We start from the raw sequence: 21,455 nt of genomic DNA, 5'->3' as shown, positions 1-21,455 counted from the left end.
TGGTTCATTGGTTCATTGTGGTCACGATTTCCTGAGGGCGGCGCAGCAGTAACTGTCGGCGGTGGGTCTGATATTCGCGGGTTGGTTGGCGATTACACAGGTCCGTCTCATCAGCCTGCCGCTTTCCTGCTCCGCAAGTCGCGCGCCGGCAGTCTTCAATGCTGTGCGGTGGTCGCAAGGGCAGCACTCGATCCCGAGTCAGCGACCTGCGCAGCTGTGACGGCAGCGCCTTCATCGAGGTTGCGATAGCTTTGGTACTGCAGCGGCGCCGTGGCCCGCCAGCGCCGGTCCATTCTTCTCTCGCTGGTCTTCATAAGTAGTTCTGCCGCCAGAGGCAGCGCCACGATGACGAAGCCCGATTCGGCGGTCGCGTACAGGACCACAGTCATGGGCGAGGACACGCCAGCGACTCTTTCGAGCACAGCAACAAAACACGCCGGTCCCACTTTGGGAGCGGACTGACATTGCGCGTGACCCACCGGGCATCCGGAAACTGTTGCGCGAGCGTCGACCCCGACGCGCTAAAATCGTCATCATCTGGCGGACCGGAAAACGGCAACGCGCGGGCGTCCGCTACGCGCTCACGCCTGACGCTGCCGACCCAGATCGGAACGCTACTGGGCGCACCGCCTGGCCGACCAATCACAAAACCGCTCGGCCACAATCGAATCACCAAGCGGGTTTCAGGAGAGACGAGCCGGACAAACACCATCTTCGCAGGCGATCCCTCATGAAACTTGAACCGCACCGGGTTCGCCACGGATGACGGCACACGTCCCAACCAATCGTCCAGTATCGCGAGCGGCGACCAGCCAGGCGCCGCCTTCCATCCGGCAGCGCGCAACGCGGCTTCGATCGGCGCGGTCGTCCCGACCCACTGTACGGTAAAGGGCTCGTCAATCTCGCCCGGAATAACCCTTCGGCCAACCGGCAACGCTTGCCATCCCGCTGATGCCCACTGGTCCCCCGTCATTTCGGTGACGCTCCGTGAAGGCGCGTAGAGCGCCAGGTCGTGGGCGTGCTGCCGCACGATGTGAAGTGATCCGCCTGTAGCCAACGTGGCGGCGAACATCAGCGCCAGCCGCTCCGGCTGAATGTTCTCATGCACGCGCAACACATACGCGATGGCCAGCACGGCAATCCAGGCAAGCCCGAAGCTAATGCCCGCGAGAACATCGGAGACCCAGTGCACGCCGAGATACAGCCGCGACAACGCGATGAGCGCGATGGCCAGTGCCGCGGTGAGCACGACCGCGGTCCTCACGCCGGGCCGTTCGGCACGGCATAGCAGGAAGGCGAGGAACCCGTAGGCGACGACGCTGAGCGTCGCGTGGCTGCTGGGAAACGAAAAGCTTTCCGCGCCGGAGGAGAATGGATTCGGCTGTGCCCGGTGAAGCGCCAGCATCAGCAGCTTCACGATGATCTCGGCGCCTCCAATGGCAGCTAGCCAATAGATCGCGGACTGCCAGAGTCGGCGCCAGATAAACCAAGCCAGGACAACCAGGACTACTGGCAGGATTACGGCGGCGTCGCCGAGCTCCGACGCCGCGACCAGCACGGAATCGAGCGAAGGCAGCCGCGCGTCTTGCAGATAACGGTAGACAATCAAGTCGATCTGGACGAGCGGGTCTTTCGCGAGCACGTCCTCCAGCACGCCGAGGAACAGCCAGCCGCTGGCCACGATGAAGAGCGCTGCCGACGTGAACAGCAGTACATGCCGGTGCCACAGTCTTAGCAGCGCATGGGGGATCGATCTGATGCGCCACCCGTGTTCGTCGTGCGACGGCGGATGGGCGGGGCCCGCCCGCGCGGTGATCCCGACCATACCCGAGCAGGCGAGTACCGCAACCACTGCGGCTCCCAGCCATATGCGCAGCGGCAACGTCTCCAGCACGAAGAAGCCACGCAACGGCGGCAACGCCGCGACGGCGGCGAACGTTGCCGCCATCGCGGCGACGAGCGTCACCCGCAAGAGGGTTAGCGGCCTCGCGAGAAGCGCGAGTATCCATAGCGTGACGCCGAACAGCACCGTCGCGGAGGCGCTGCGGGCTTGATCGAGGGTTCCGCCCAGATAGCTGAGCGTGATTGAATATGAGGCAAACGTCGAGATGGCGGCTAGCACGCCGGCCGGCACCGCAAAGCGCAACACCCGCTCGACGAACCCGCTGCGCGCCCGCTCGGCGCTTGCCTCCAGCGACAAGAAGAAAGCCGGGATACCGATTGTTAGCGAACCGACGAGCGTGAGGTGTCGCGGCAGAAATGGAAAAGCGAGGTCCGCTACGCCGACCGAGAACGCGAGCAGCATCGCATACACGGTCTTCGTCACAAACAGAGTGGCAAGCCGCTCGACGTTGCCGATCACGCGTCGGCCTTCACCGACAATCGCGGGCAGGCTGGCAAACCGGTTGTCCACCAGCACCGCCTGGGCAACCGCGCGAGCAGCGCTGCTGCCGCCTCCCATTGCAATGCTGATGTCGGCTTCCTTGAGCGCGAGCAGGTCGTTCACCCCATCGCCGATCATTGCCACCACGTGCCCGCCGGCGCGAAGCGCCGCCAGCATGGCCTTTTTCTGTTGCGGCGATACGCGACCGAATACCGATGCCTGTTCCATCATCGACTGGAGGCGAGCCGGGTCGTCAGGCAACTCGCGCGCGTCGACGCCCATGCGCACGTCCGGCATGCCGACCCGTCTCGCCACCTCGGCCACCGTGCCCGGATGGTCTCCTGAGATCACTTTCACGCTCACGCCTTGAGCCGCGAAGTAGGCGAGCGTCGCCGCTGCGTCGTCCCGGATGCGCTCGATGAGCAGGACAAGTGCGACCGGCTTGCAATCCGGGGGCAGCGCTTTGTCGGCCAGAGAGGTGCGCGCATGCGCGAGCAGCAGTACCCGGCGCCCCTGCTCCGCATAGCCGGACACCACTTGCCGCACGTCGCCTTCGTCCGCGATGCCTGCCAGGATCACGTCGGGCGCACCGAGGACCCAGGTCCCGAATTCGCCAAACGACGCGCCTGCCCATTTGCGGGCTGAAGAAAACGGTACCGCGCCGGAGGCGACCCATCCCAATGGCATTGAGTAGCGCGAAGCGATGGCCTGCAACGTCGCGTTCGGAGCAGGATCTCCCAGAGCCAGCGCGGCTAATGCGTCCAGCGCGTCGCGGTGCTCGACGAGCAGCTCCACCCGCTCCATCGTTGGCTCGCCTTCGGTGAGCGTTCCCGTCTTGTCGAGACAGATCACGTCGACACGCGCCAGCGTCTCGATAGCGGGCAACTCCTGCACCAGGGCGCCGCGTTGCGCGAGGCGCACGGCGCCCACCGCCAGCGCGAAGCTCGTCAGGAGCACCAGTCCTTCCGGCACCATGCCCACCACCCCGCCCGTCGAGAACAGCACCGCTTGCGCGAGGGGTGCCTGCCGCAGGAGCTGACTCATCAGGAGCAGCGCGGAAACCGGTGCAATCGCCCAGCCGACATAGCGCAGAATGCGATTGATGCCGGCGCCCAGTTCGGAATGCGGGGGGACGAAGTGCTGCGCCTGGGCCGCGAGCCGGTGCGCATACGCGTCCGGGCCGACGCTCGTTGCGCGATACATTCCGTGACCCGCGACGACAAAGCTGCCCGATAGCACCGGTTGCTCCGACGCTTTCGTCTGCGGATCCGATTCGCCTGTCAGCAACGATTCGTCGATCTCAAGCCCATCGGCGGCGACGACGACTCCGTCGACGACGACCTGATCGCCCGAATGGATCTCGATCAGGTCGTCGACCACGATATCGGCCATATCGATCTGGCTCGTTTGGCCTGATCGCCGCACGTGCACGCGTGGCTGTTGCAGCAGCGCGAGATGATCCAGCTTGCGTTTCGCGCGCAGTTCCTGAACGATGCCGATCAGCGAGTTGGCGACCAGCACTCCTCCGAACAGCGCGTCCCGCCAGGTGCCGACGGCCAGCACGACGACACACAGTGAACCCAGCAGCGCATTGAATCGCGTCAAGACGTTGGCCCGAACGATTTCGCCAAGACTGCGGCTGGTCCGCCGCGCCATGCGGTTGATCTGGCCTCGATGCACGCGCAGCTCGACGTCCGATGCGCTCAGGCCTTCAAATGGTGTCGCCACGATTGGCTCCCGCTTTGTTGCGGCTCACGATGTCCAAGAGATCACCCGTTACGAAAAAAGCGACTCGGCAGGGCACCGAGTTCGAAAAGAACGGTCATCTGTAGGAAACCTTATCATGAAACTCACCCTGTGCCAGTCACACCGAAAACGTCCGGATATCAAGCCGCCGATTGCAGCGGTGGCAGTCCGGCGAAATTGAGCCGCTCATCAGATCGCCGCTCCCGGTTCGGTCATCGTGTCGCGCTCGAAGCGGCCATAGCGCAGCGCGAGCGTCGGCAGAACAATCAGGTTCAGGATCGTGGAGGTGGCCAGTCCGCCGAGAATGACGATCGCCATCGGCCCCTCGATCTCGTTACCGGCCGCGCCGCTGGTCAGTGCGAGCGGCAGCAGTGCGAGGGCGGTCACGAGCGCCGTCATCAGGATCGGGATCAGCCGCTCGGACGCGCCGCGCACGGCCGCCTCCATGCCCCAGGGCATTTCGTCGACGTGCACCAGGTGCTCGTAGTGACTGATCAGCATGATTGAATTGCGCAACGAAATGCCGAACAGAGTGACGAAACCCACCATGCCGCCGAGTGACAGGTCGCCGCCCGTCAGCAGCACACTCAGCACACCGCCCACCAGCGCGAACGGCAGGTTCACCATCACCAGCATGACCCCGCGCCGGCTCTTCATGGCGAGAAATAGCAGCAGTGCGATGCCGACCGCGGACATCGCGCCGTACGCGAGCAGGTCGCGCTGTGACTGCGTGCGCGCCTCACTTTCTCCTGAGAACACCGCGTAGGTGCCCTTGGGCATCACAATGTCGCGATTCACGCGCGCCTGGGCTTCACTCACGAAGTCGCTCACCGCGCGGTTGCCAAGATTGACCGAGACTGTCTGCATCCGTCGGCCGCCGTCGTGCGTGATCTGATACCGGCCGGAAACTTGGCCGATGGTCGCCAGCTCGCGCAACGGCACGGCCAGCCCATCCGGATTGCGCAACATCAGAGCGCCGACGTCGCTCAGCTTCTTGCGCGCATCGGGCGCGAGAACGACGGTGACATCGTAGGTCCGGCTGCCTTCATAGGTTTGTGCAACCGTGCTTCCCAGATAGGCGCTCTGGATAGCATCGAGCACGTCGACCGGCCGGAAGCCCCAGCGGCTCAACTGGTCAGGCTTCAGTCTGACGTCGAGCTCCGGGATCCCCGGAGGCGACTCCACCCGCACGCTCGCCGCGCCGCGGATGGTACCCAGCAATCGCGCGATGTCCTGCGCCTTACGATCGATCACATCGAGGTTGTCGCCGAAGACGTTGACCGCAACGGGCGCCGTGACACCCGAAATCGTCTCGTCGATCCGTTCGACAAGGAACGTGTTGACCGACGTGGTGAGGCCGGGAAAGCGGGCGAGGGCTTCCTGGATGCGGTGCAAGATTGCAGTCTGCCGGGCCGCGCTCATCGGAGCGAGCTCGACCTCGAACTCGCTCAACTGCACGCCGACCGGATCGACGACGCCGTTGGCGCGGCCGGCGCGCTGAGCGACCAGCCGCACTCCCGACACATGCATCAGCGCCTGCGAAACCTGCGCACCAATGCGCATCGATTCGGCAAGCGATGTCCCGGGCGCGAGGCCCATGTGCACGATGTAGTGCCCCTCGCGCAGTTCAGGAATGAAGTTGCCGCGCAGGAACAGCAGCGCGGCGAGCGCCGCTACGCACATCACGGCGACCACCACCATGATCGTCCTCACACGCTGCTCGACCTTCAGCAGCAACGCGGTGTAGCGTGTCTTCAGCCACGTGAGCAGGCGCGGTTCATGATCTGGCAGCGGCCCGCGCGTAAGGAGCGCCAGCGCCATCGCCGGTGTGAGCGTAAGCGCGACACCGAGCGATGCCAGCACCGCGAGGATATAGGCGACGCCCAGTGGCGCGAACAGCTTGCCGGCTATCCCTGATAGCGTCAGCACCGGCAGGAAAATCAGCATCACGATGAAGGTCGCGAATACGACCGCACTTCGGACCTCGAGCGAGGCGCGCAGCACCACACGGAATGCCGCCAATGGCTCGCGCCGGTTGCGGTCTCCCGCAGCCGCCGGTAAATGTTCTCGACGTCGATGATCGCGTCGTCGACCACTTCGCCGAGTGCGATCGCAAGGCCGCCGAGTGTCATCGTGTTCAGGCTCACGCCGAACGAGCTCAGCACGATGATTGCGACCAGCAACGAGAGCGGAATCGCGACGGCTGAAATGACCGCGGTGCGAACATTGAGCAGGAACAGGAACAGCACCGCGATCACCAGCACCGCGCCGACCAGCAACGCCATGCGCAGATGGCCCACGGCCGCGTCGATGAAGTTGGCGGGTCTGAACACATCCATGTTCAACTCGACGCCTTGTTGGGTCAGTACGGGCTTGAGCGCGGCGAGCGTCTTCTCAATGTCCCTCGTCACGGCGAGCGTGTTGGTGCCGTACTGGCTTTCGAGGACCAGCATTACCCCGGGCGTACTCATGATCGATGCCGCCCCGACCGGAGGTGCGCTGCCCCAGCTGACGGTCGCGACATCGCCGAGCCGCACGGCTGCGCCATTACTCCAGCGCAACACCACGCCGGCCAGTGCATCGGGTGTTCTAATCTGGCCATCGGTATTGATGGCGATGCGCTGATTCGCGTTCTCGATGAAGCCCGCACCGCGCACACCGGTGGACGTCCGGGCCGCGGCGATCACGTCCTGGATCGACAGGCCGTAGCGCATCAGCTTGGCTGGATCGACCTGAATTTGCAGCTGCCGCGTGTCGCCGCCGAACACGATGGCGTCTGCGACGCCCGACACGCTCAACAGTTGAGGCTTGACCGTCCACTGCGCGATGTCGTACAGGTCCATCAGCGAGCGCGTCTTTGAGGTCAGGCCGATGGTGCGCACCACACTCGTCGTGGTCGTGAGCGATAGCAGCTTCGGCGGCTGCACGCCCGCGGGAAGGGTCGCGGCCAGCGCGTTGACGCGCTCGGATACCAGTTGGCGGACCTGCAACAGGTTTGCATGGCTGTCGAACACCACCGTGATCGCGGACAAACCCTGCAGCGACTTTGAACGCATCGACTGCAGGCCGACCATGCCGGCTAGCGCGTTTTCGACCGGCTGGGTTACGAGCGTCTCGACCTGCTCGCTGGACAGGCCCGGCGCCTCGGTCTGCACGATGCTCATCGGCGGGGCGAACTCGGGAAACACATCGAGTTTCGCGCGCGTGATTGTATAGAGGCCGTAGCCGGCCAGCAGCACCGCCAGCGCGTAAATGACACCGCGAAAGCGCAGCGAGAATCGGATGATGGCGTAGAGCATCGATTACCAGGAGTGTGCGGTGAGGGCGAAGTGGACAGACCCGAAGTGGGCAAACCGATCTACGGATCAGTCGTCACATTCGGGCGGATCCTTGCATGCCGTCGCGATGCCCTGCGGCCGTAGTTCCTGGGAGAGCAACAACTGCGGGCCGTGCATCACCACTTCGTCGCCGGCGTGAAAGCCGCTCGTCACGACGAAGCCCTGATCGCCGGAAGCGGATGCGGGCACGTAGCGTCGCGTGAAGCGATCGGGTGCAGTGCGCACGTAGACCCACGGCTGTCCGCCGTACCAGATCACGGCCGCTTCGGGAATCACGAGTGCGGACGCGCTCTGGTTCGACGCGGGCACGTGCGCGGTGGTGTGGGTTCCCACAGGCAGCGCGCGCCCGGTCGCGTAGAAATACGGGTTGCCCTGGACCGCCGGATCGCCTTGCGGTGAGGCCGAGAGTTTCTGCGCCGCAACCGGCTGGCCGTCCGGCGCGTCGACCGTGATGCGCGCGGGCGCGGTGCTGCTGTAGGTGGCGGGTAGCGTCACGCGCAACACCACTGCGCGTCCAGCGAGCAGCCGCTGGAACAGATCCGAGGCCGGCATCATCGTGGTGCTTGCGAGCACTTCCCCGAATTGCTGGCGCATCGTCGCATCCAGCCCGCTTTGCGCCGCGTTGGCCGACTGGAGCTTCGCCTGATCGGCCTGCATGACCGCTCGTGCATCCTGCAGGCTCTTCTGCGAGACGTTGCGGTCGTCTTCGAACAGCACACGGCTACGCTCGTACTGTGCGTGCGAGTTGCCGGCCTGTGCGCGTAGCGCCTCGTAGTCCGCCCGCGCGGCCGCGAGCCGATTACGCAGATCGAACAACGGCTGCAGGTCGACGACCGTCGCGTATGCCGTGTTCTCGGGTTGGATGGCGACGGCCGTGAGCGGCGCGACATCGATGTGGCTGGCGCGCTGCACATCGGCGGCAACGACAACCACCGTTTCGCCGTTCACCGTCTGCACGGACGGCTGAGCAGTGGCCTGCGCAGGCGCGCCCGGCCTCGGCGGACTGGCAACGAGTGTCTGGTAGATGAACCAGCCGGCGCCGGCCGCCAGCAGCACGGAGACAACAGACAGAATGACCAATGGGCGTTTCATCGCGATATCTCTGTTTGGGTCACGGTAGGATTGACGGTCTCCAGCGCGAGGGCGTGCTGCATCGCGTCCTCGAGCGTGCCGGCTGCCTGCTGCGCGGCGACCACAGCGTCCAGATGGGCGATCTCGCTCGCCTGGTAGTCCGCCCTGGCTTGCGTGAACATGAGACGGTCAGTGGTGCCGGCTGCGAAGCTCGCGAACTGGCTGTCCAGTTGCTTTCGCGCGGTGGCGAGATGTGCGACAGAGAGTTGCACGGCATCAAGGCTCGCCTGGTAGTGGGCGAGCGCGTGGTCAAGGTCGTTGAACATCGTGTCCTGCAAGGCCGCGGTGCGCGCGGCCGCCTCCTTGCGTTTCGCCTCGGCCTGTGCGATGCCGCCCTGGTTCTGGTCGAAAACCGGCAGCGTGATGCCCGCCAGCCCGAACCCGATCTTGTTCGTACCCGTGTCGTACGTGTAGCCGGGGCCGAAATGGATGTCCGGATATTGCTTCGCGACCTCAAGCTGCAACGCCGATTCGGCGGCCGCGTACTCGGCGAGCGACGCCAGCAGATCGGCGCGATGGAAAACCGCCTCGCGCCGCGCGTCAGAGGCGGGTGGTGCAGGTGGGGCGGTGCCGAATGCGTCGAGATCGAGCTGGACGACGTCGAGCGCGGCCACCGGCACGCCGATCGCCGTGGCCAATTGCGCGCGCGCGTCCTGTTGGGCATTGTGCGCGGCGGCAAGATCGGCCTGTGCCTGGGAGGACGCGAGCACTGCCGCGTCGACATCGGGTCCGGAGTTTTCGCCGACCGTGCGGCGCTTCGTCACCATTGCGACGACCTGTCGTCGGGCCTCGGCTTTGCGCGACAGGAATGCAGCGCGCTGTTGGGCGGCGTAGAGCAAAATTAGTGCGTCACGCACCTGTGTGCGTACCTTCCACGCCTCATTGCCGAGGGCGAGGCGCGCGGCTTCCGACAGGTGTGAGGCCTGGTCGATCCGATAGCCGCGCTTGTGCGCGGTCTCGATCGGAATGTCGAGCGCGGGGCCCGCGATCCATGGCGCACCCGGTCCCGGGTTCGGCGTCGCGTACTGGAAAGACAGTTGCAGCACCGGGTTCGGAATCGCGCCCGCGACATCGATGCCCGCTTTCGCGGTGCCCCACTGGGCTCGTGCGATATCAAGTGCCGGGCTGTAGTAATAAGCCGCGAGGGTGAGCATCTCTCGGTTCCAGTGTGGCAGAGGCCAAGAGTCGATATCGTGCCCGGACTGCCGCGCGAGGTACGCGTGCAGTTCGGCGCTCGCAAGCGTACGGTCCTCGAAGTGTCGGGCCAGTTGCGTCGGCGCGATGGGCCGCGGGTGATAGGCCGCGCATCCCGTCAACATGACGCAGGCGAGCAGCAACGGTCGGCGCATAGCACAGCATCCATGGGTTTGTTGGCCGCCTGTTGAGACGGCGACAGACGTGGATGCTACGCAAGGGGTTGTGAAGTTTTCGTCAAGAAGACGTCAATTCGTTGTGAACTCGGCGGAAATCCGGGTCGCGGCCATCAACCGGAGCGAGACCCGGGTGCCTTTGCCCGGCTCGCTGTCGAGCTGGATCGACCACCCGTACCGGTCGCAGATCTTCCTGACGATCGACAGGCCGATGCCGAAGCCCTGCGCGCCGGCGGGTGCAGCGTCGGCCTGGTAGAACCGCTCGAACACGCGCGGCAGCGCGTCGGGCGGAATGCCGCGTCCAGTGTCCTCGATTCGCAGCCAGCCGTCCGCATAGGTGCAGCTGACATAACCGCTGTCGGTGTACCGTGCAGCGTTGTCGATCAGATTCGACAGCACGAGCGCGAGCGCGGACCGGTTTGCTTCGACGTGCAGGCGGTCGTTGACGTCAATCCGGGTCTGGATCCCCTTGGCTTTCAGCGTGTCGGTAATCGGATCAAGCGCGTCCTCGATGGCGCTGACAAGACGCACTGAGCCGACATCGGCGTCCGACTCTTCACGCGCAAGCAGCAGCAGCGCGTTGACCAGATCTATCATGTTGTCGGCCGCGCGATCGATCTGCTGCAGACGCGCCCTCGACTTCGCGCTGATCGACGCGTCGTGGTCGAGAAGCTCGCAGCTGGTCTTGATCGCTGTGAGCGGGGTGCGCAACTCGTGACTGACGTTACCGGTGAATTCCGTTTCGCGCTCAATCATCTGCGCCATCCGCCGGTGATAGTCGTTGAACGCTTCGACTAGCTCCACGACCTCCGCTTCATCGTACCTGCCTGCATCGAGTACGGTCGATGCACCGAGTCTCAGTGCCTTGACCTGGCGGGCGAGACCGGCAACCTGCCGGACTAGCAGGCCGGAAAGCCCGAACGCGAGCCAGAAACCTAGTAGCCCAAATATACCGGTGCCGATCATCAGGGCGTCAATCACCTGTTTAAAACGCTGCTCATACGCACTGAAATCGTAGATTCGATAAACGCGTGCATCGCCGAACCGGGCGACCGCCACGTGGATTTCGCGGCCGTCCACGATGATTTCGTGGGTGCCGTCGCTCAAATCCCTGATCGACGCGGGCAGCGGTAAGCTTGCGCGACCGCCTGTCCATACGTGGGCGCCGAGTCGCGGATCGAACGGCGGCACAAGCGTTGGCTCCGATCGCCAGCTCTGAAGGAGGCTCGCCATGTCGTCGGCGATCAGCGCGCTGATGAGCCGTTCTTCCTGTGCTTCCGCGAGCGCCTTTACGCCGAGAGCCTGCCCCACGAGCAAGAGGAGAGTCAGCGCGGAAAAAACCAGCGCGACTTTGAGGCGCAGGCTAGAGCGGGTGCGCATCGTCCACCACGAGCCGGTAGCCGAGCCCGTGGACCGTTTCGATCAGATCGTCTTCGCCGTTGGCGGTCAGCGCGCGGCGCAACGTATAGATGTGCGCGCGCAGCGTATCGCTGTCTGGCAACTGCTCGCCCCAAATTTCGGTTTCCAGCTCGGCGCGGCCGAGGACGCGATTTGGCGCCTGCATCAGGATGCGCAACAGATGCAGGCATTTTGGCGGCAACTTGAGCGGCCGCCCGGCGCGCTCGACGGCGAGCGTCGCTGGATCGTAACGGATGTCGGCGCAAGACAGGGTCGCCTGCGTCACCTGCCCTTTGTAGCGCTTGATCAGGGCACCGAGTCGTGCGTCCACCTCTTTGAGTGAGAACGGCTTGATGAGGTAGTCGTCCGCGCCGCGCCCGAACCCCTGCAGCTTGTCATCGAGCGTATCACGTGCGGTCAGCATCAAAATCGGCGTATCGCGACGCGCCTCTTCGCGCAGCTTGCGGCAGATCGTCAGGCCATCCATGCCCGGTAACGACAGGTCGAGCAAGATCGCGTCCCAGTGCTGCGAGACAGCGAGATGCAGCCCCATCATGCCGTCTGATGCAAGGTCCACCTCATAGCCGCCGCTTTCCAGGTAGTCGTACAGGTTGGTCGCGATGGCTGTGTCGTCTTCGATAATCAATACCTTCATCGAGTGCCTTTCCAAGCGGGTGGGCAGTGTCGCAAGATAATCATCGCGGTGCGGAAACGACGACATGGTACCGCCAAGCTGTGATGCGGGGTCGAGAAGCGCGCCCGTACTTGCATACCTGACGACGGCCTCGCCAAAACTAATAGCGAGGCCGGATCGCCGAGTGGCAGATGCGGGGGCCCACACAGCTTTAAGGCATGACGAGCACAACCGCGCGACCGTCCGTCGAAAACGGGTCTCCGGCGGCGTTCTTGGCGTGCAGTGGTGGTGACACCATAATGATGCCCGCATGTGTCGCCCCAACCCTCGTGAGGTCTGCGACGATGAGGGTTCGCTCGTCATCGAGGGCTGGGTCAATGCGGTGGGTCACAAGGTATAGCCCCTGTACGAACTCTATTCCGACATCAAAACTGGCAGTCGCGACCCACATCGGACGACAGTCGGGCGCGAGGCAATGCGGGGTCTGCCAAAGCCGCGTGTGATGCCGTCGGCGAATGCTCGGGGAACCCGTTTCGGGTTTCTCAAACGTAAGGCTCTGTGGGCGGTCCATAAAGAAGGCAGGCGTCGCTGGAGCCGCCGGTTCGGGAAGATCACGTATTGCGTCGATACCCTCTTGCAAAACTCGAACGGGTGTTGGGAGGTCGGCTCGCGTCCAGCCCGCACGGGTGAAAACGTCCACGATCTCGTTGAGCGAACCAATAAGAACGAGTGAGATAGGTTCCATCCGGCCGCCGATAAGGTCCTCGGACCAGCGAGGCAGGTCATGAGGCAGCGATGCTCGCAGCGCTTCCATATCCAGCGCGTGTGTGGCCACCGGCGGCTCGACTTGGACTATCTTAGCCCGTCCGGAAAGCATAACAGCGAGTCCAACGGCCGCAATTAACGCGGTGGCCCCTGCAATACGCGTGGCACGAACGCTAAGCGGGAGTCTGAAGGAGTCAATCCAGCGAATCGGTCGGTTGTAGTACAGGAAGAAAAGCAGCGCTCCGAGAACGATAAGCGCCAGCGCGAGACTTCCCAACAGGTCAGATGGCCAGTGCACGCCAAGGTACAAGCGCGACAGGCCGATGCCGACCATGACCAGGAGCAGCAGCGTGGTGCCAAACGCGCGTACCCCGTCGCGTGCCTGGCTACCCAACAGGAGCGCGGCGAGCAAACCGTAAACAACCGTTCCTGAAAGCATATGCCCTGACGGAAAGCTCGCTTCGTGCGCGCTGATGATTGCATCAATCGGCCGTGCATTTCCGACAAGCGCCTTGAACATCGTCGAGATGAGACCGGTACCCGCTAGGGCGAGCACAAACGTGGCTGCGAGCCTCCGTCGTCCCCGCGCAAGCGCGAGCAGTGCAATGCCCAAGACCACAAGCGATAAAACCGTGGCGCCGCCCAGTTCCGTGAGCAACAACATGAACCGAGTCATCCCCGGCGTCCGGAAAAGCGGGACCGAGTTGTGGAGTCGAATATCAAGTATTACGAGCGGGTCTTTCGCCACGATGTCCTGCAGCACGCCGAGGAAAAACCATACACCCGCGAAGATGACAGCGCCGGCGAGTGTCGCTGGCAGTCCCCAAGAGTCGCGTGGGTCGAGGCGATGAGCCAAGAATCCAAGAATGCGCGGGAAACGCGCGCCGAAGCCAGTAACAGCAGAACTTCGTGCAAGCATCCGGCCAATCGGTCCGATCGCCGGTGTGATGCGTCGCCATAGCCGACGTTCGTGCTCCAGAAAAAGCAGAGCGACAAGAATCAAACCTGCCGGGACGACGACCAGCGCGAGGAACAAGAACGTATAAAAGACGAATGCGGGGAGCATAAATGCCCTAATGATGAATTTGGGCGCGACACCGGACCAGGTCGCGGCTCGCACCCGCGCCCCTGCGATGCCCTCCGAGCGGCGAGCCCAAGTTAATCCGAGGCGGCCTCCCTTCGCTAGAAGTGCCCTTACGGTCCTTTGTCGCCGAAACCAAGTACGCACGATGCGAACACGCAAAAGCTGCGCCCCTGTAAAACGTCGCCCGGTCCCGAAGTTCCCAACTACGACACTCTATATCAGCATTGCCGAGCCGCTCATCAAGTTAAAATACCCAGAGCCGTCCCCTTCAGAGAAGGACATCGATACCGTCCCGCTTGGCAGATTGAGTTCTATTTAACACGACGGCACATGCTCTTTGCTCTTCAACGCATCAGTCGCCGCTTTGCCGTCATGCACCCAGTCAACAGCATAAGCTGCATTCCACCAGTGCTTGAAAAACTGGCACTACCAATCATTTCGTCTGTTCCTAGAGTGTCGTGAGTTAGACGTTCGTTTGATCAATTCCCTGCTCTTTCCGGAATGACAAAGTGCTGATTGAAAAGTCGCTTGGACTCGCGCAGTCCTTCTTCAGTAAAGATCACGCACTTCGTCTTGTTGACAGGATCTTCGAGGAAGCCTCGTTCATGGAGTCGGTTCAGCACATCCCAGTCGAAGCCCTTTCATGCAGAGTATCGGTCATGCAGGGTCAGGTAGAGAAGCGCCGGGGAAACTTCATCAATTGCGTCGGTATTGATATTCATGATCCTCCTGCCGCAGCCTTGCGGACCCGCACACAAAACCGTTCGAGGCTGGCCAGAACGATAGGTCCACGCTGCTTCAATGAGTACCCGCCGGACGTGGCCGTTGCCGGTCTTAATGATGCCGCCGCGACGCTCGCGCTTGCTGCTGAAGTGTTCGCTAGGCACCAAGCCCGGATACGCCATCAGTTGCGGCGCGCCGGAAAACCGTGCGAGATCGCCGAGTTCCGCGACCACCTTACAGCCGCGAGCAGACCAATGCCGCGCAGCGCCATCAACGCCTCGATAACCGGCCAAACTGCGCTCGCGTGCGCGGCCGTCTCGACTTCGCGGTCGAGGCTGGCCACGCGCCTGCCACAGGCCTGTCGTGGGCGAACCCGACGTTCGAACGTCCGCGCGACGGCGCATGCGAATGACGGTGGATGGCCGCGTGCAGCCCGATGCGGTTGGCATACGTCGGCGGCAATATTCCTTGAACACGGTCGGCGCGGTGCGTCGAAGTCCGCATCTCAAGGGGGAAGTTGACGACTTTATTTCGCTTCCGGCAAAGGCATGCTGAGTAAGGCTCGCCACGCTACCGGGCGCTCCGAAATCCCGAGTTGACGACTTTATAGTCGCAACGTTGACATCTTTAATGCGTTCTACGTCGCGGCGCGCAGGACTCCGGCTTATAGCGACAAGAAGCAAGCGGTCCAGCAGTGCACGGCCGTCCGCTTTCGGCGGTCGAGCTGCCTGCCAGATGTCTTGTCGCTGTTGTTCGCTCATGACCGTTTATGTTTAGGGTTGTAGGACGCCTGCCCTGATCCGCGCGCACGCGAATTCCCGCAGGAGCTGGCGGGCAGGCGTCCTACAAGCCCCAAGGGAGGAAACCGCGGAGTGTTCCGATGTGACCGGAACATTTCACCGCTATGGGGATTTATCAGGTTGTATCACGCACGCAGTGGATGGGAATGCGGGTGATGCCGAACCTGGATTGGCAGGATCGTGGCAGCGGCAGTTCGACGGATCGCTATGTGGTGGGTTTGGCGAGCACCAAACTGCCCGTTTGGAACGATGCGCGCAGGGGTCTCCCATGGGCTCTCGTTGCCGAAGAGCCGACAGTCGATCGATGGACCCTGACACGATGGTGGTCATGCGTAGGCTCGCTCAACCGGTGGCGCCCGGATCAGTCTGCTGCGTTGGAGTATGTCGATGATGATCATCGGCGAACCACAGTGTCGGCAAACAAAGGTTAGCGGCACTGCGGCGGTGGCTACGACAATGGCATCGGATTTGAAACGGGCAGGCACGACGCTCAGCAACTCGCGTAGCTTCGTGAGATTCGCGCGCCGCGACGGATTTGCCAGCAGACCGTAATGACGGATGCGGTGGAAGCCGCCAGGCAGCACGTGTAGTAGGAACCGGCGCACGAACTCATCCGCGGTGAGTGTCATGGTCTTGTTGCGTTCGCGTCCGTGCACGCGGTAGTCCTTCCAGCGGAAGGTGACGCCGTGTTCGTCGAACGCGACCAGACGTTGGTTGGAGATCGCGACCCGATGCGTGTACCGCGACAGATAGGCGAGCACGGCCTTGGGTCCCGCAAAGGGGCGCTTGGCATACACCACCCACTCACACGCTCGCATCGGTTCCAGCCACTCAGCGAAGGCGGTGGCGTCGTTGAGCCGGGCGTACTCGCCGAAGAAGCGCAACTGACCCCGGCGATGGGCTGCCACCAGTTCTTCGAGGAAGCGTCGGCGAAACAGCCGGGAGAGGACTCGCACGGGTAGAAAAAAGCCGGGCTTGCACGCCACCCATCGGGCGCGATCGAGCGACAGCCCACCACCGGGAACGATGCCATGCACATGAGGATGATGCGTCAGCGCGGAGCCCCAGGTATGCAGGACGAGCGTGGCACCAATCTGTGCCCCGAGATGCTTCGAATCGGCGGCGATGGTACGCAAGGTCTCGGCCGCGATATCGAACAGCAGCCCATAGATGACGGCCTTGTTGTAATACGCAATCGCGCTAATCGCAGCCGGCAGCGTGAAGACGACGTGGTAGTACTCGACGGGTAGGAGATCGGCCTCGCGTGCTTCAAGCCACCGGCGCGCAGCAGCAGCCTGGCACTTCGGGCAATGCCGGTTGCGGCAGGTAACGGAGTGCACTCCGTTACGTGCCTTATGGGAAGTGGTTCCCTATGGGGAGAAGATGTCTCGCAGCGAGCACGGAGCGGACTCCGCGCCCGTTTAACTCTCCATTAAAGCTTGGCCCTGAGCATGGCGATTACCTTATCGGACGGCCGAAACGAACCTCTGCGCAGATGCGGTGGGACGATCGCGTTGAGGGCTTCGAGCTTCTCAGTGGGATCAGCGCGAGTGTAGATTTCAGTGGTTGCCAGATCGCTATGCCCGAGCCATAAGGACACTTTCCGGATATCCTGTGTGCCTCGTAGTACTATCATTGCGCAGGTGTGCCTCAACACGTGTGGTGATACCTGCTTCTTCGATAGCGAAGGACACGCATGACGAGCGGTCTCAGCGTGGCATTTAAGGATGTACGCGAAACCCCAGCGACTCATTGCTTCACCGCGAGCATTGACGAACAATTCCGGTACTGCAACAGTTCCCCGTACCACTATCCAGGCACGCAATGCATTAGCGGTCGTTTTCCACAGGGGCAACGCGCGCTCCCGCCGACCCTTGCCGTGAACACGGATGCTCATTGACGGGAACACAACATCGGCGGCTTGCAAACCCGTCAGTTCCGATACACGCAGTCCAGCGCAGATGGCCAGATGCAGCATCGCCCGGTCCCGGATCCCCTCGCGCGTTGACGGATCAGGCGCATCGAGCAGAGCCCGAACCTCTTCCTCGCCCAGATACGGCACTAACCGTGAATCAGTTTTCTTGTAGGGAATGCCCAGGATTCGTCGCGCCTGTTCGAGGATCGCGGGCTCGCGATACTCAAGGAAGTGGAAGAATGACCTGATTGCAGCTAGCCGGACATTGCGAGTCCCAGGCGAGTTCTGGCGCGTATCTTCCAGATATTCCAGGAAGTCGCTGATCAGTCTCGCATCGAGTTGCTCCAGCGCTAGCGACGACGGCGTCATCCTGAGTCGACCGGCGGCGAACTCGAACAGGAGCTGAAAGGTGCAAGCATAGGAGTCGCAGGTGTGTTGGCTGGCGCCTCTCTCATGAGCAAGGTTTTGACGAAGAAATGCCACAATGTGCGGTGCGATCGGGATCATTTCTGTTCTCCAGTGAGAAACCCCTCTGCGGCGACAGCAATGTCATTCAGAAGCTCGGGAGTAGCCTCCAGATACCAATAGGTGGCGTTGATGTTGACGTGACCCATGTAGGTCGCAAGGGCCAACATGTGCCGCCCAACGCGGTCCCGGCCTTCCGGGCTCGCCTCCAGTGCCCTGACGGCGAACGTGTGCCTGAGCTCATGCAGGCGGGGACGGTGACCGTTGTGGGTGGTGCCGATGCCGGCGATCTTCAACAGCTTCTGGAACATCCAGTAAACGACCGTATATCTGAGCGGGCGACCATCGTCATCAACGAACACATGGTCGTCGCCCGGACGGGACTGCCGCCGCAGGGTCAAGTACCTCTGCAAACCCTCCGCCGCCGTCTCGTGCAGTGGAACCAGACGCGTCTTCTGGAATTTGCTCTTTCGAATGAGTAATCCTTCGGGAGTAATGTCGGCACGCCGCAGGTTCAGGGCCTCAGAGATCCGCATGCCCGTGGCTGACAGTAGGGCGATTAATGTCGCATACGTTTGTGGTTGCAACATGCCGCGAGGACCTGATTGCAAGGCTGCGTTGACCAGGCGCTCGATATCGGCGCGCGAGTAGATGAACGGGACACGGCGTGTCTTTCGATAGCCAAAGTATCGGGCGGGCGGCAACTCATGACTTTGATCTTCGGTACGCATATACTGGGCGAACCGACACACCGTCTTTAGCCTCGCGTCACGCTGGGCTACCGACCCAGCCTCAGCGGCCCAGTCGATTGCGGTTTGCGCGCGAACGTGCGTTTCACCGCGCTTGACGGCAAAGCACGCGAAGCTGTGCAACAGATAGTCTGCATTCAGTAGTTTGAAGCCGGCCGCACGCCGCGCGGCAAGATAGGACTCAACGGCCGGCATCATTTCGTCACCTCGGGCCATGGCTGCGCGACTTGCCTGAGCAACGCGCCGTCGACCTTGGCGTAATAGGCCGTGGTGTCGATGCCGCGATGCCTCAGGACCTGGCCTATCTGGTCGAGGGGAAGCCCATGACGTAACATCTCGGTCGCCGCTGTGTGTCGCAGCAGATGGGCGCCTTTGGCGGGCGAACTCACCCCGGCACGTTTCAGTGCACGCTTCACTACCGAGGATATGCAATCGCCTGAGATAAACGGCTTGAAGGGGGCGATGTTTCGAACAAAGACGTGGTCGCTGCAGGCAACTTGAGGTCGCGACTCGATGTACCGCAGAAGTGCCTCACCAGCATCCTGCGGCAGCGGCAGACGAACTTCATAGCGCCCCTTTCCCGAGACGCGCAGCGTCCCGGTTTCCCACTCGATATCGCTCATGCGAAGGTTCGCCAGGTCACCAGCGCGAACCCCGAGTCGCACCAGCAACAGGACAATCGCGCGATCGCGAAGGCGCCCGTGTAAATTGCCATCGCATGCGGCAATCAGACGGTCAACTTCGTCAGCGCTCAGACACCGTGGCAGTGTCGCCAGGCGCCAGTGCGCCAACGCCGGAACCGCTTGATCGAGTCCGGCTCGACATAAACCCTGAACACCGAGATAACGCAGGAAGGCTCGCGTGCTCGTGACCCGCTTCTCTGCGGTACCGATGCCACAGTTGCAGGCACTGTTCAACAGGAACGTGCGCACGTGCTTTGCGTCCCACTGGGTCGCGTCGCTACCAAGCACCTCCACCATCGCTGCGGCATCACGACAGTAGAGCCGAATGGTCGACATTTTTGCGCCTCGGTGCGTGTGCAACCATCGCCGGAAACCGCTCACGATTGCCGGCTCTCGATTCTCGGCAATCGAGGGCTTGTTGTCCTGGCAGACGCCGATCTCAATCAGGTATTCGCGAAAGCGCTTGGCACCGAAATACAGATGGTGGTTGGCTTTACCTCCTTTTGCTTCCGAACAGGTGCAGGTAAGCAGATGACGATAGAAGATTTCTGGAGTCTGTGGATCCGCATCGGCCAGGGTGCCGCCGTGCGCCTGCATGAAGCGGCCCAGATGGTCGGCGGCACGCAGATAACGTATCGCGCTGGCCGCGGAGTATCCGTCCCGTTCCAGCGCGTCAGCAAAGTCATCAATGAAGGCTCCGCTGGGCCCCGAGCGCAGGCGTTTCAGGGTTTTGGGTGCTACCAGGTATGTGTCTAGCATCACGTCCTCCTATGAGGGTTGCCGGGGAAGGCCAGACAACCATAGCAAAGGAGAATCGAGATTTTATGGGGAGTTGACCGGCGACCAACCAGGCACCAAACCGACGCGGCCAGTCGCATTCGTGTCGAATCTGATCTGCAACTCCCCGTTAGACAGAACTTCCCATAAGGCACGAGTTATAGGCGACTTGGATCTGCGCGCAACCTTCGCAGCGCAGCACATGCCCTCCCAGCGCCGCGCTGCGGCACTGTTCGATCGCGGACATGACCTTCAGTTGCCCGAGGCTCAGGTTGGCGGATTGACGCCACGTTGGGCCAAGAGAACGAAAGACGTCCGCCACCTCGAGCGCGCAATGCGCCACGACGGCTATCTACGCGGGATGCAGGCTCTCGAGAGGGCTGACCACCTCACGCAGGATGTCGGTGGCGACCTGGGCATAGAGCGCTGTGGTCTCGAGCTTCTTGTGCCCGAGCATGACCTGAATCACGCGGATATCGACCTTCTGTTCCAGCAAATGGGTGGCAAAGCTGTGGCGCAAGGTGTGCATGGACACGCGCTTGTCGATTCCGGCGGCCAGGGCGGCCGCATGGATCGCCCGGTTGAGTTGACGGGTGCTGAGCGACTCGATGGGGTTGAGTCCGGGAAAGAGCCAGCCGCCATCGAGCATCCTGCCTTGAGCCCGCGCGACTCGCCACCAGACCCGTAGCCGCTCAAGCAGGATCGGAGAGAGCATGGCGTATCGGTCCTTCTGACCTTTACCCTGTTCAACGCGCAGCGTCATACGCTGGCTGTCGATGTCACCGACCTTCAAGGCCACCACTTCACTGGCCCGTAACCCTGTGCCGTAGGCAACGGCGAGTGCCGTCTGATGCTTGAGGTGACTGGCTGCCGCGATCAGTCTGCCCACTTCATCGCGACTGAGTATGACGGGCAAGGTACGCGGAAGATAAATCGGACGCATCTTCGCCATCAACGCCTCCTGACCGAGGGTGATGGCGAAGAAGAACTTCAGCCCGGTGATCGCGGCGTTCAGGGAAACCGGCGACACGCCGCGATCAACGAGATGCAACTGGTAGCGCCGCAAGTCCTCGACGGTGGCCGTGTCAGGCGAGCGTTCGAGAAAGACGCTGAACTCTCGCACCACACGAAGATAGTTGGCTTGCGTGGTGGGCGCGAGGCGGCGCATGCGCATGTCGTCCATCATGCGCTGGCGTAGCGGGCTGATGCTTGGGCTGGGAGTGGTCATGGCTGGGCTCCGGTTGAGTGACGAGGCGGATCGCCTCATTACTCAACATAGGAAACCGGACGGGTTTCCTATGAAGAACCACCACGTTCAAACGAAGTGCATACCGCGCGAGCGGTTTAGTCCACTGGCCGAAGCCGGCCGCACGGCCGCCATTAAACTTGTGCGTCCGATATCTCCTTTTCATCAACTGTTTGACGCAGACGCGTAGCGGTGCGGTGGCTCGACAAGCCCATCAGGTTGCTTACCTGCTCGTTGGTCTTGCCTTC

The 21,455-nt window shown here is 62.5% G+C and carries 11 protein-coding genes and 5 pseudogenes; all 16 read right to left on the bottom strand.

What is annotated here, in order from left to right:
- Positions 1 to 155: 155 nt before the first annotated feature.
- Positions 156 to 389, bottom strand: coding sequence for a hypothetical protein (locus tag AWB81_RS25860; protein WP_062639386.1), 234 nt, complete (start codon positions 387 to 389; stop codon positions 156 to 158).
- Positions 386 to 4,063: an HAD-IC family P-type ATPase gene (locus AWB81_RS25855; protein WP_235025919.1), complete on the bottom strand. Its 3,678-nt coding sequence runs from the start codon at positions 4,061 to 4,063 to the stop codon at positions 386 to 388. The genes AWB81_RS25860 and AWB81_RS25855 overlap by 4 nt, the downstream gene beginning before the upstream one ends.
- A 255-nt stretch (positions 4,064 to 4,318) precedes the next feature.
- Positions 4,319 to 7,428 (bottom strand): annotated as a pseudogene (locus AWB81_RS25850) (efflux RND transporter permease subunit).
- Positions 7,429 to 7,494: 66 nt separating this feature from the next.
- The gene (locus AWB81_RS25845; protein WP_062639385.1) at positions 7,495 to 8,559 is read right to left on the bottom strand and encodes a permuted SH3 domain-containing protein; all 1,065 of its coding nucleotides are present in this window, start codon (positions 8,557 to 8,559) and stop codon (positions 7,495 to 7,497) included.
- The gene (locus AWB81_RS25840; protein WP_062639384.1) at positions 8,556 to 9,947 is read right to left on the bottom strand and encodes a TolC family protein; all 1,392 of its coding nucleotides are present in this window, start codon (positions 9,945 to 9,947) and stop codon (positions 8,556 to 8,558) included. Before AWB81_RS25840 ends, AWB81_RS25845 begins: the two co-directional genes overlap by 4 nt.
- Positions 9,948 to 10,040: 93 nt before the next feature.
- A complete protein-coding gene (locus AWB81_RS25835) occupies positions 10,041 to 11,348 on the bottom strand; it encodes a sensor histidine kinase (protein WP_062639383.1) in 1,308 nt (435 codons plus the stop codon).
- The gene (locus AWB81_RS25830) at positions 11,332 to 12,021 is read right to left on the bottom strand and encodes a response regulator transcription factor (protein ID WP_062639382.1); all 690 of its coding nucleotides are present in this window, start codon (positions 12,019 to 12,021) and stop codon (positions 11,332 to 11,334) included. Before AWB81_RS25830 ends, AWB81_RS25835 begins: the two co-directional genes overlap by 17 nt.
- 190 nt (positions 12,022 to 12,211) lie before the next feature.
- Positions 12,212 to 13,831 (bottom strand): LssY C-terminal domain-containing protein, encoded by a 1,620-nt coding sequence (locus tag AWB81_RS25825; protein ID WP_144444183.1) that lies wholly within the window; start codon positions 13,829 to 13,831, stop codon positions 12,212 to 12,214.
- Between the two features lie 497 nt (positions 13,832 to 14,328).
- Positions 14,329 to 14,571 (bottom strand): annotated as a pseudogene (locus tag AWB81_RS25820) (DUF6429 family protein).
- A 33-nt stretch (positions 14,572 to 14,604) separates the two neighbouring features.
- A pseudogene (locus AWB81_RS49150) lies at positions 14,605 to 14,933 on the bottom strand (transposase); the annotation flags it as partial.
- Between the two features lie 765 nt (positions 14,934 to 15,698).
- Positions 15,699 to 16,712, bottom strand: a pseudogene (locus tag AWB81_RS25810) (IS91 family transposase); the annotation flags it as partial.
- Between the two features lie 92 nt (positions 16,713 to 16,804).
- Positions 16,805 to 17,794 carry a tyrosine-type recombinase/integrase gene (locus tag AWB81_RS25805; RefSeq protein WP_062639380.1) on the bottom strand — a complete coding sequence of 330 codons (990 nt, stop codon included), beginning with the start codon at positions 17,792 to 17,794 and terminating at the stop codon, positions 16,805 to 16,807.
- Positions 17,791 to 18,699 (bottom strand): tyrosine-type recombinase/integrase, encoded by a 909-nt coding sequence (locus AWB81_RS25800; protein WP_062639379.1) that lies wholly within the window; start codon positions 18,697 to 18,699, stop codon positions 17,791 to 17,793. The genes AWB81_RS25805 and AWB81_RS25800 overlap by 4 nt, the downstream gene beginning before the upstream one ends.
- On the bottom strand, positions 18,696 to 19,943 hold the full coding sequence (locus tag AWB81_RS25795; RefSeq protein WP_200821844.1) for a site-specific integrase: 1,248 nt from the start codon (positions 19,941 to 19,943) through the stop codon (positions 18,696 to 18,698). Before AWB81_RS25795 ends, AWB81_RS25800 begins: the two co-directional genes overlap by 4 nt.
- A gap of 169 nt (positions 19,944 to 20,112) precedes the next feature.
- Positions 20,113 to 20,304: pseudogene (locus tag AWB81_RS25790) on the bottom strand (transposase zinc-binding domain-containing protein); the annotation flags it as partial.
- 9 nt (positions 20,305 to 20,313) lie between these two features.
- Positions 20,314 to 21,189, bottom strand: a complete 876-nt coding sequence (locus tag AWB81_RS25785) for a tyrosine-type recombinase/integrase (protein WP_062639378.1) — start codon at positions 21,187 to 21,189, stop codon at positions 20,314 to 20,316.
- Positions 21,190 to 21,455: the final 266 nt, after the last annotated feature.

Origin of the sequence: Caballeronia arationis, assembly GCF_001544975.2 — a bacterium.
Classification (GTDB): domain Bacteria; phylum Pseudomonadota; class Gammaproteobacteria; order Burkholderiales; family Burkholderiaceae; genus Caballeronia; species Caballeronia arationis.
Note: the sequence above shows the minus strand (reverse complement) of the source record. Positions and strands in the feature narration are given on the sequence as shown.

What these genes read in the sequence shown, in the direction of transcription:
- AWB81_RS25805 (WP_062639380.1), bottom strand. Translation starts at nt 17,794, where the DNA reads ATGATCCCGATCGCACCGCACATTGTGGCATTTCTTCGTCAAAACCTT.
- AWB81_RS25860 (WP_062639386.1), bottom strand. Translation starts at nt 389, where the DNA reads ATGACTGTGGTCCTGTACGCGACCGCCGAATCGGGCTTCGTCATCGTG.
- AWB81_RS25835 (WP_062639383.1), bottom strand. Translation starts at nt 11,348, where the DNA reads ATGCGCACCCGCTCTAGCCTGCGCCTCAAAGTCGCGCTGGTTTTTTCC.
- AWB81_RS25785 (WP_062639378.1), bottom strand. Translation starts at nt 21,189, where the DNA reads ATGACCACTCCCAGCCCAAGCATCAGCCCGCTACGCCAGCGCATGATG.
- AWB81_RS25840 (WP_062639384.1), bottom strand. Translation starts at nt 9,947, where the DNA reads ATGCGCCGACCGTTGCTGCTCGCCTGCGTCATGTTGACGGGATGCGCG.
- AWB81_RS25795 (WP_200821844.1), bottom strand. Translation starts at nt 19,943, where the DNA reads ATGCTAGACACATACCTGGTAGCACCCAAAACCCTGAAACGCCTGCGC.
- AWB81_RS25825 (WP_144444183.1), bottom strand. Translation starts at nt 13,831, where the DNA reads ATGCTCCCCGCATTCGTCTTTTATACGTTCTTGTTCCTCGCGCTGGTC.
- AWB81_RS25830 (WP_062639382.1), bottom strand. Translation starts at nt 12,021, where the DNA reads ATGAAGGTATTGATTATCGAAGACGACACAGCCATCGCGACCAACCTG.
- AWB81_RS25800 (WP_062639379.1), bottom strand. Translation starts at nt 18,699, where the DNA reads ATGATGCCGGCCGTTGAGTCCTATCTTGCCGCGCGGCGTGCGGCCGGC.
- AWB81_RS25845 (WP_062639385.1), bottom strand. Translation starts at nt 8,559, where the DNA reads ATGAAACGCCCATTGGTCATTCTGTCTGTTGTCTCCGTGCTGCTGGCG.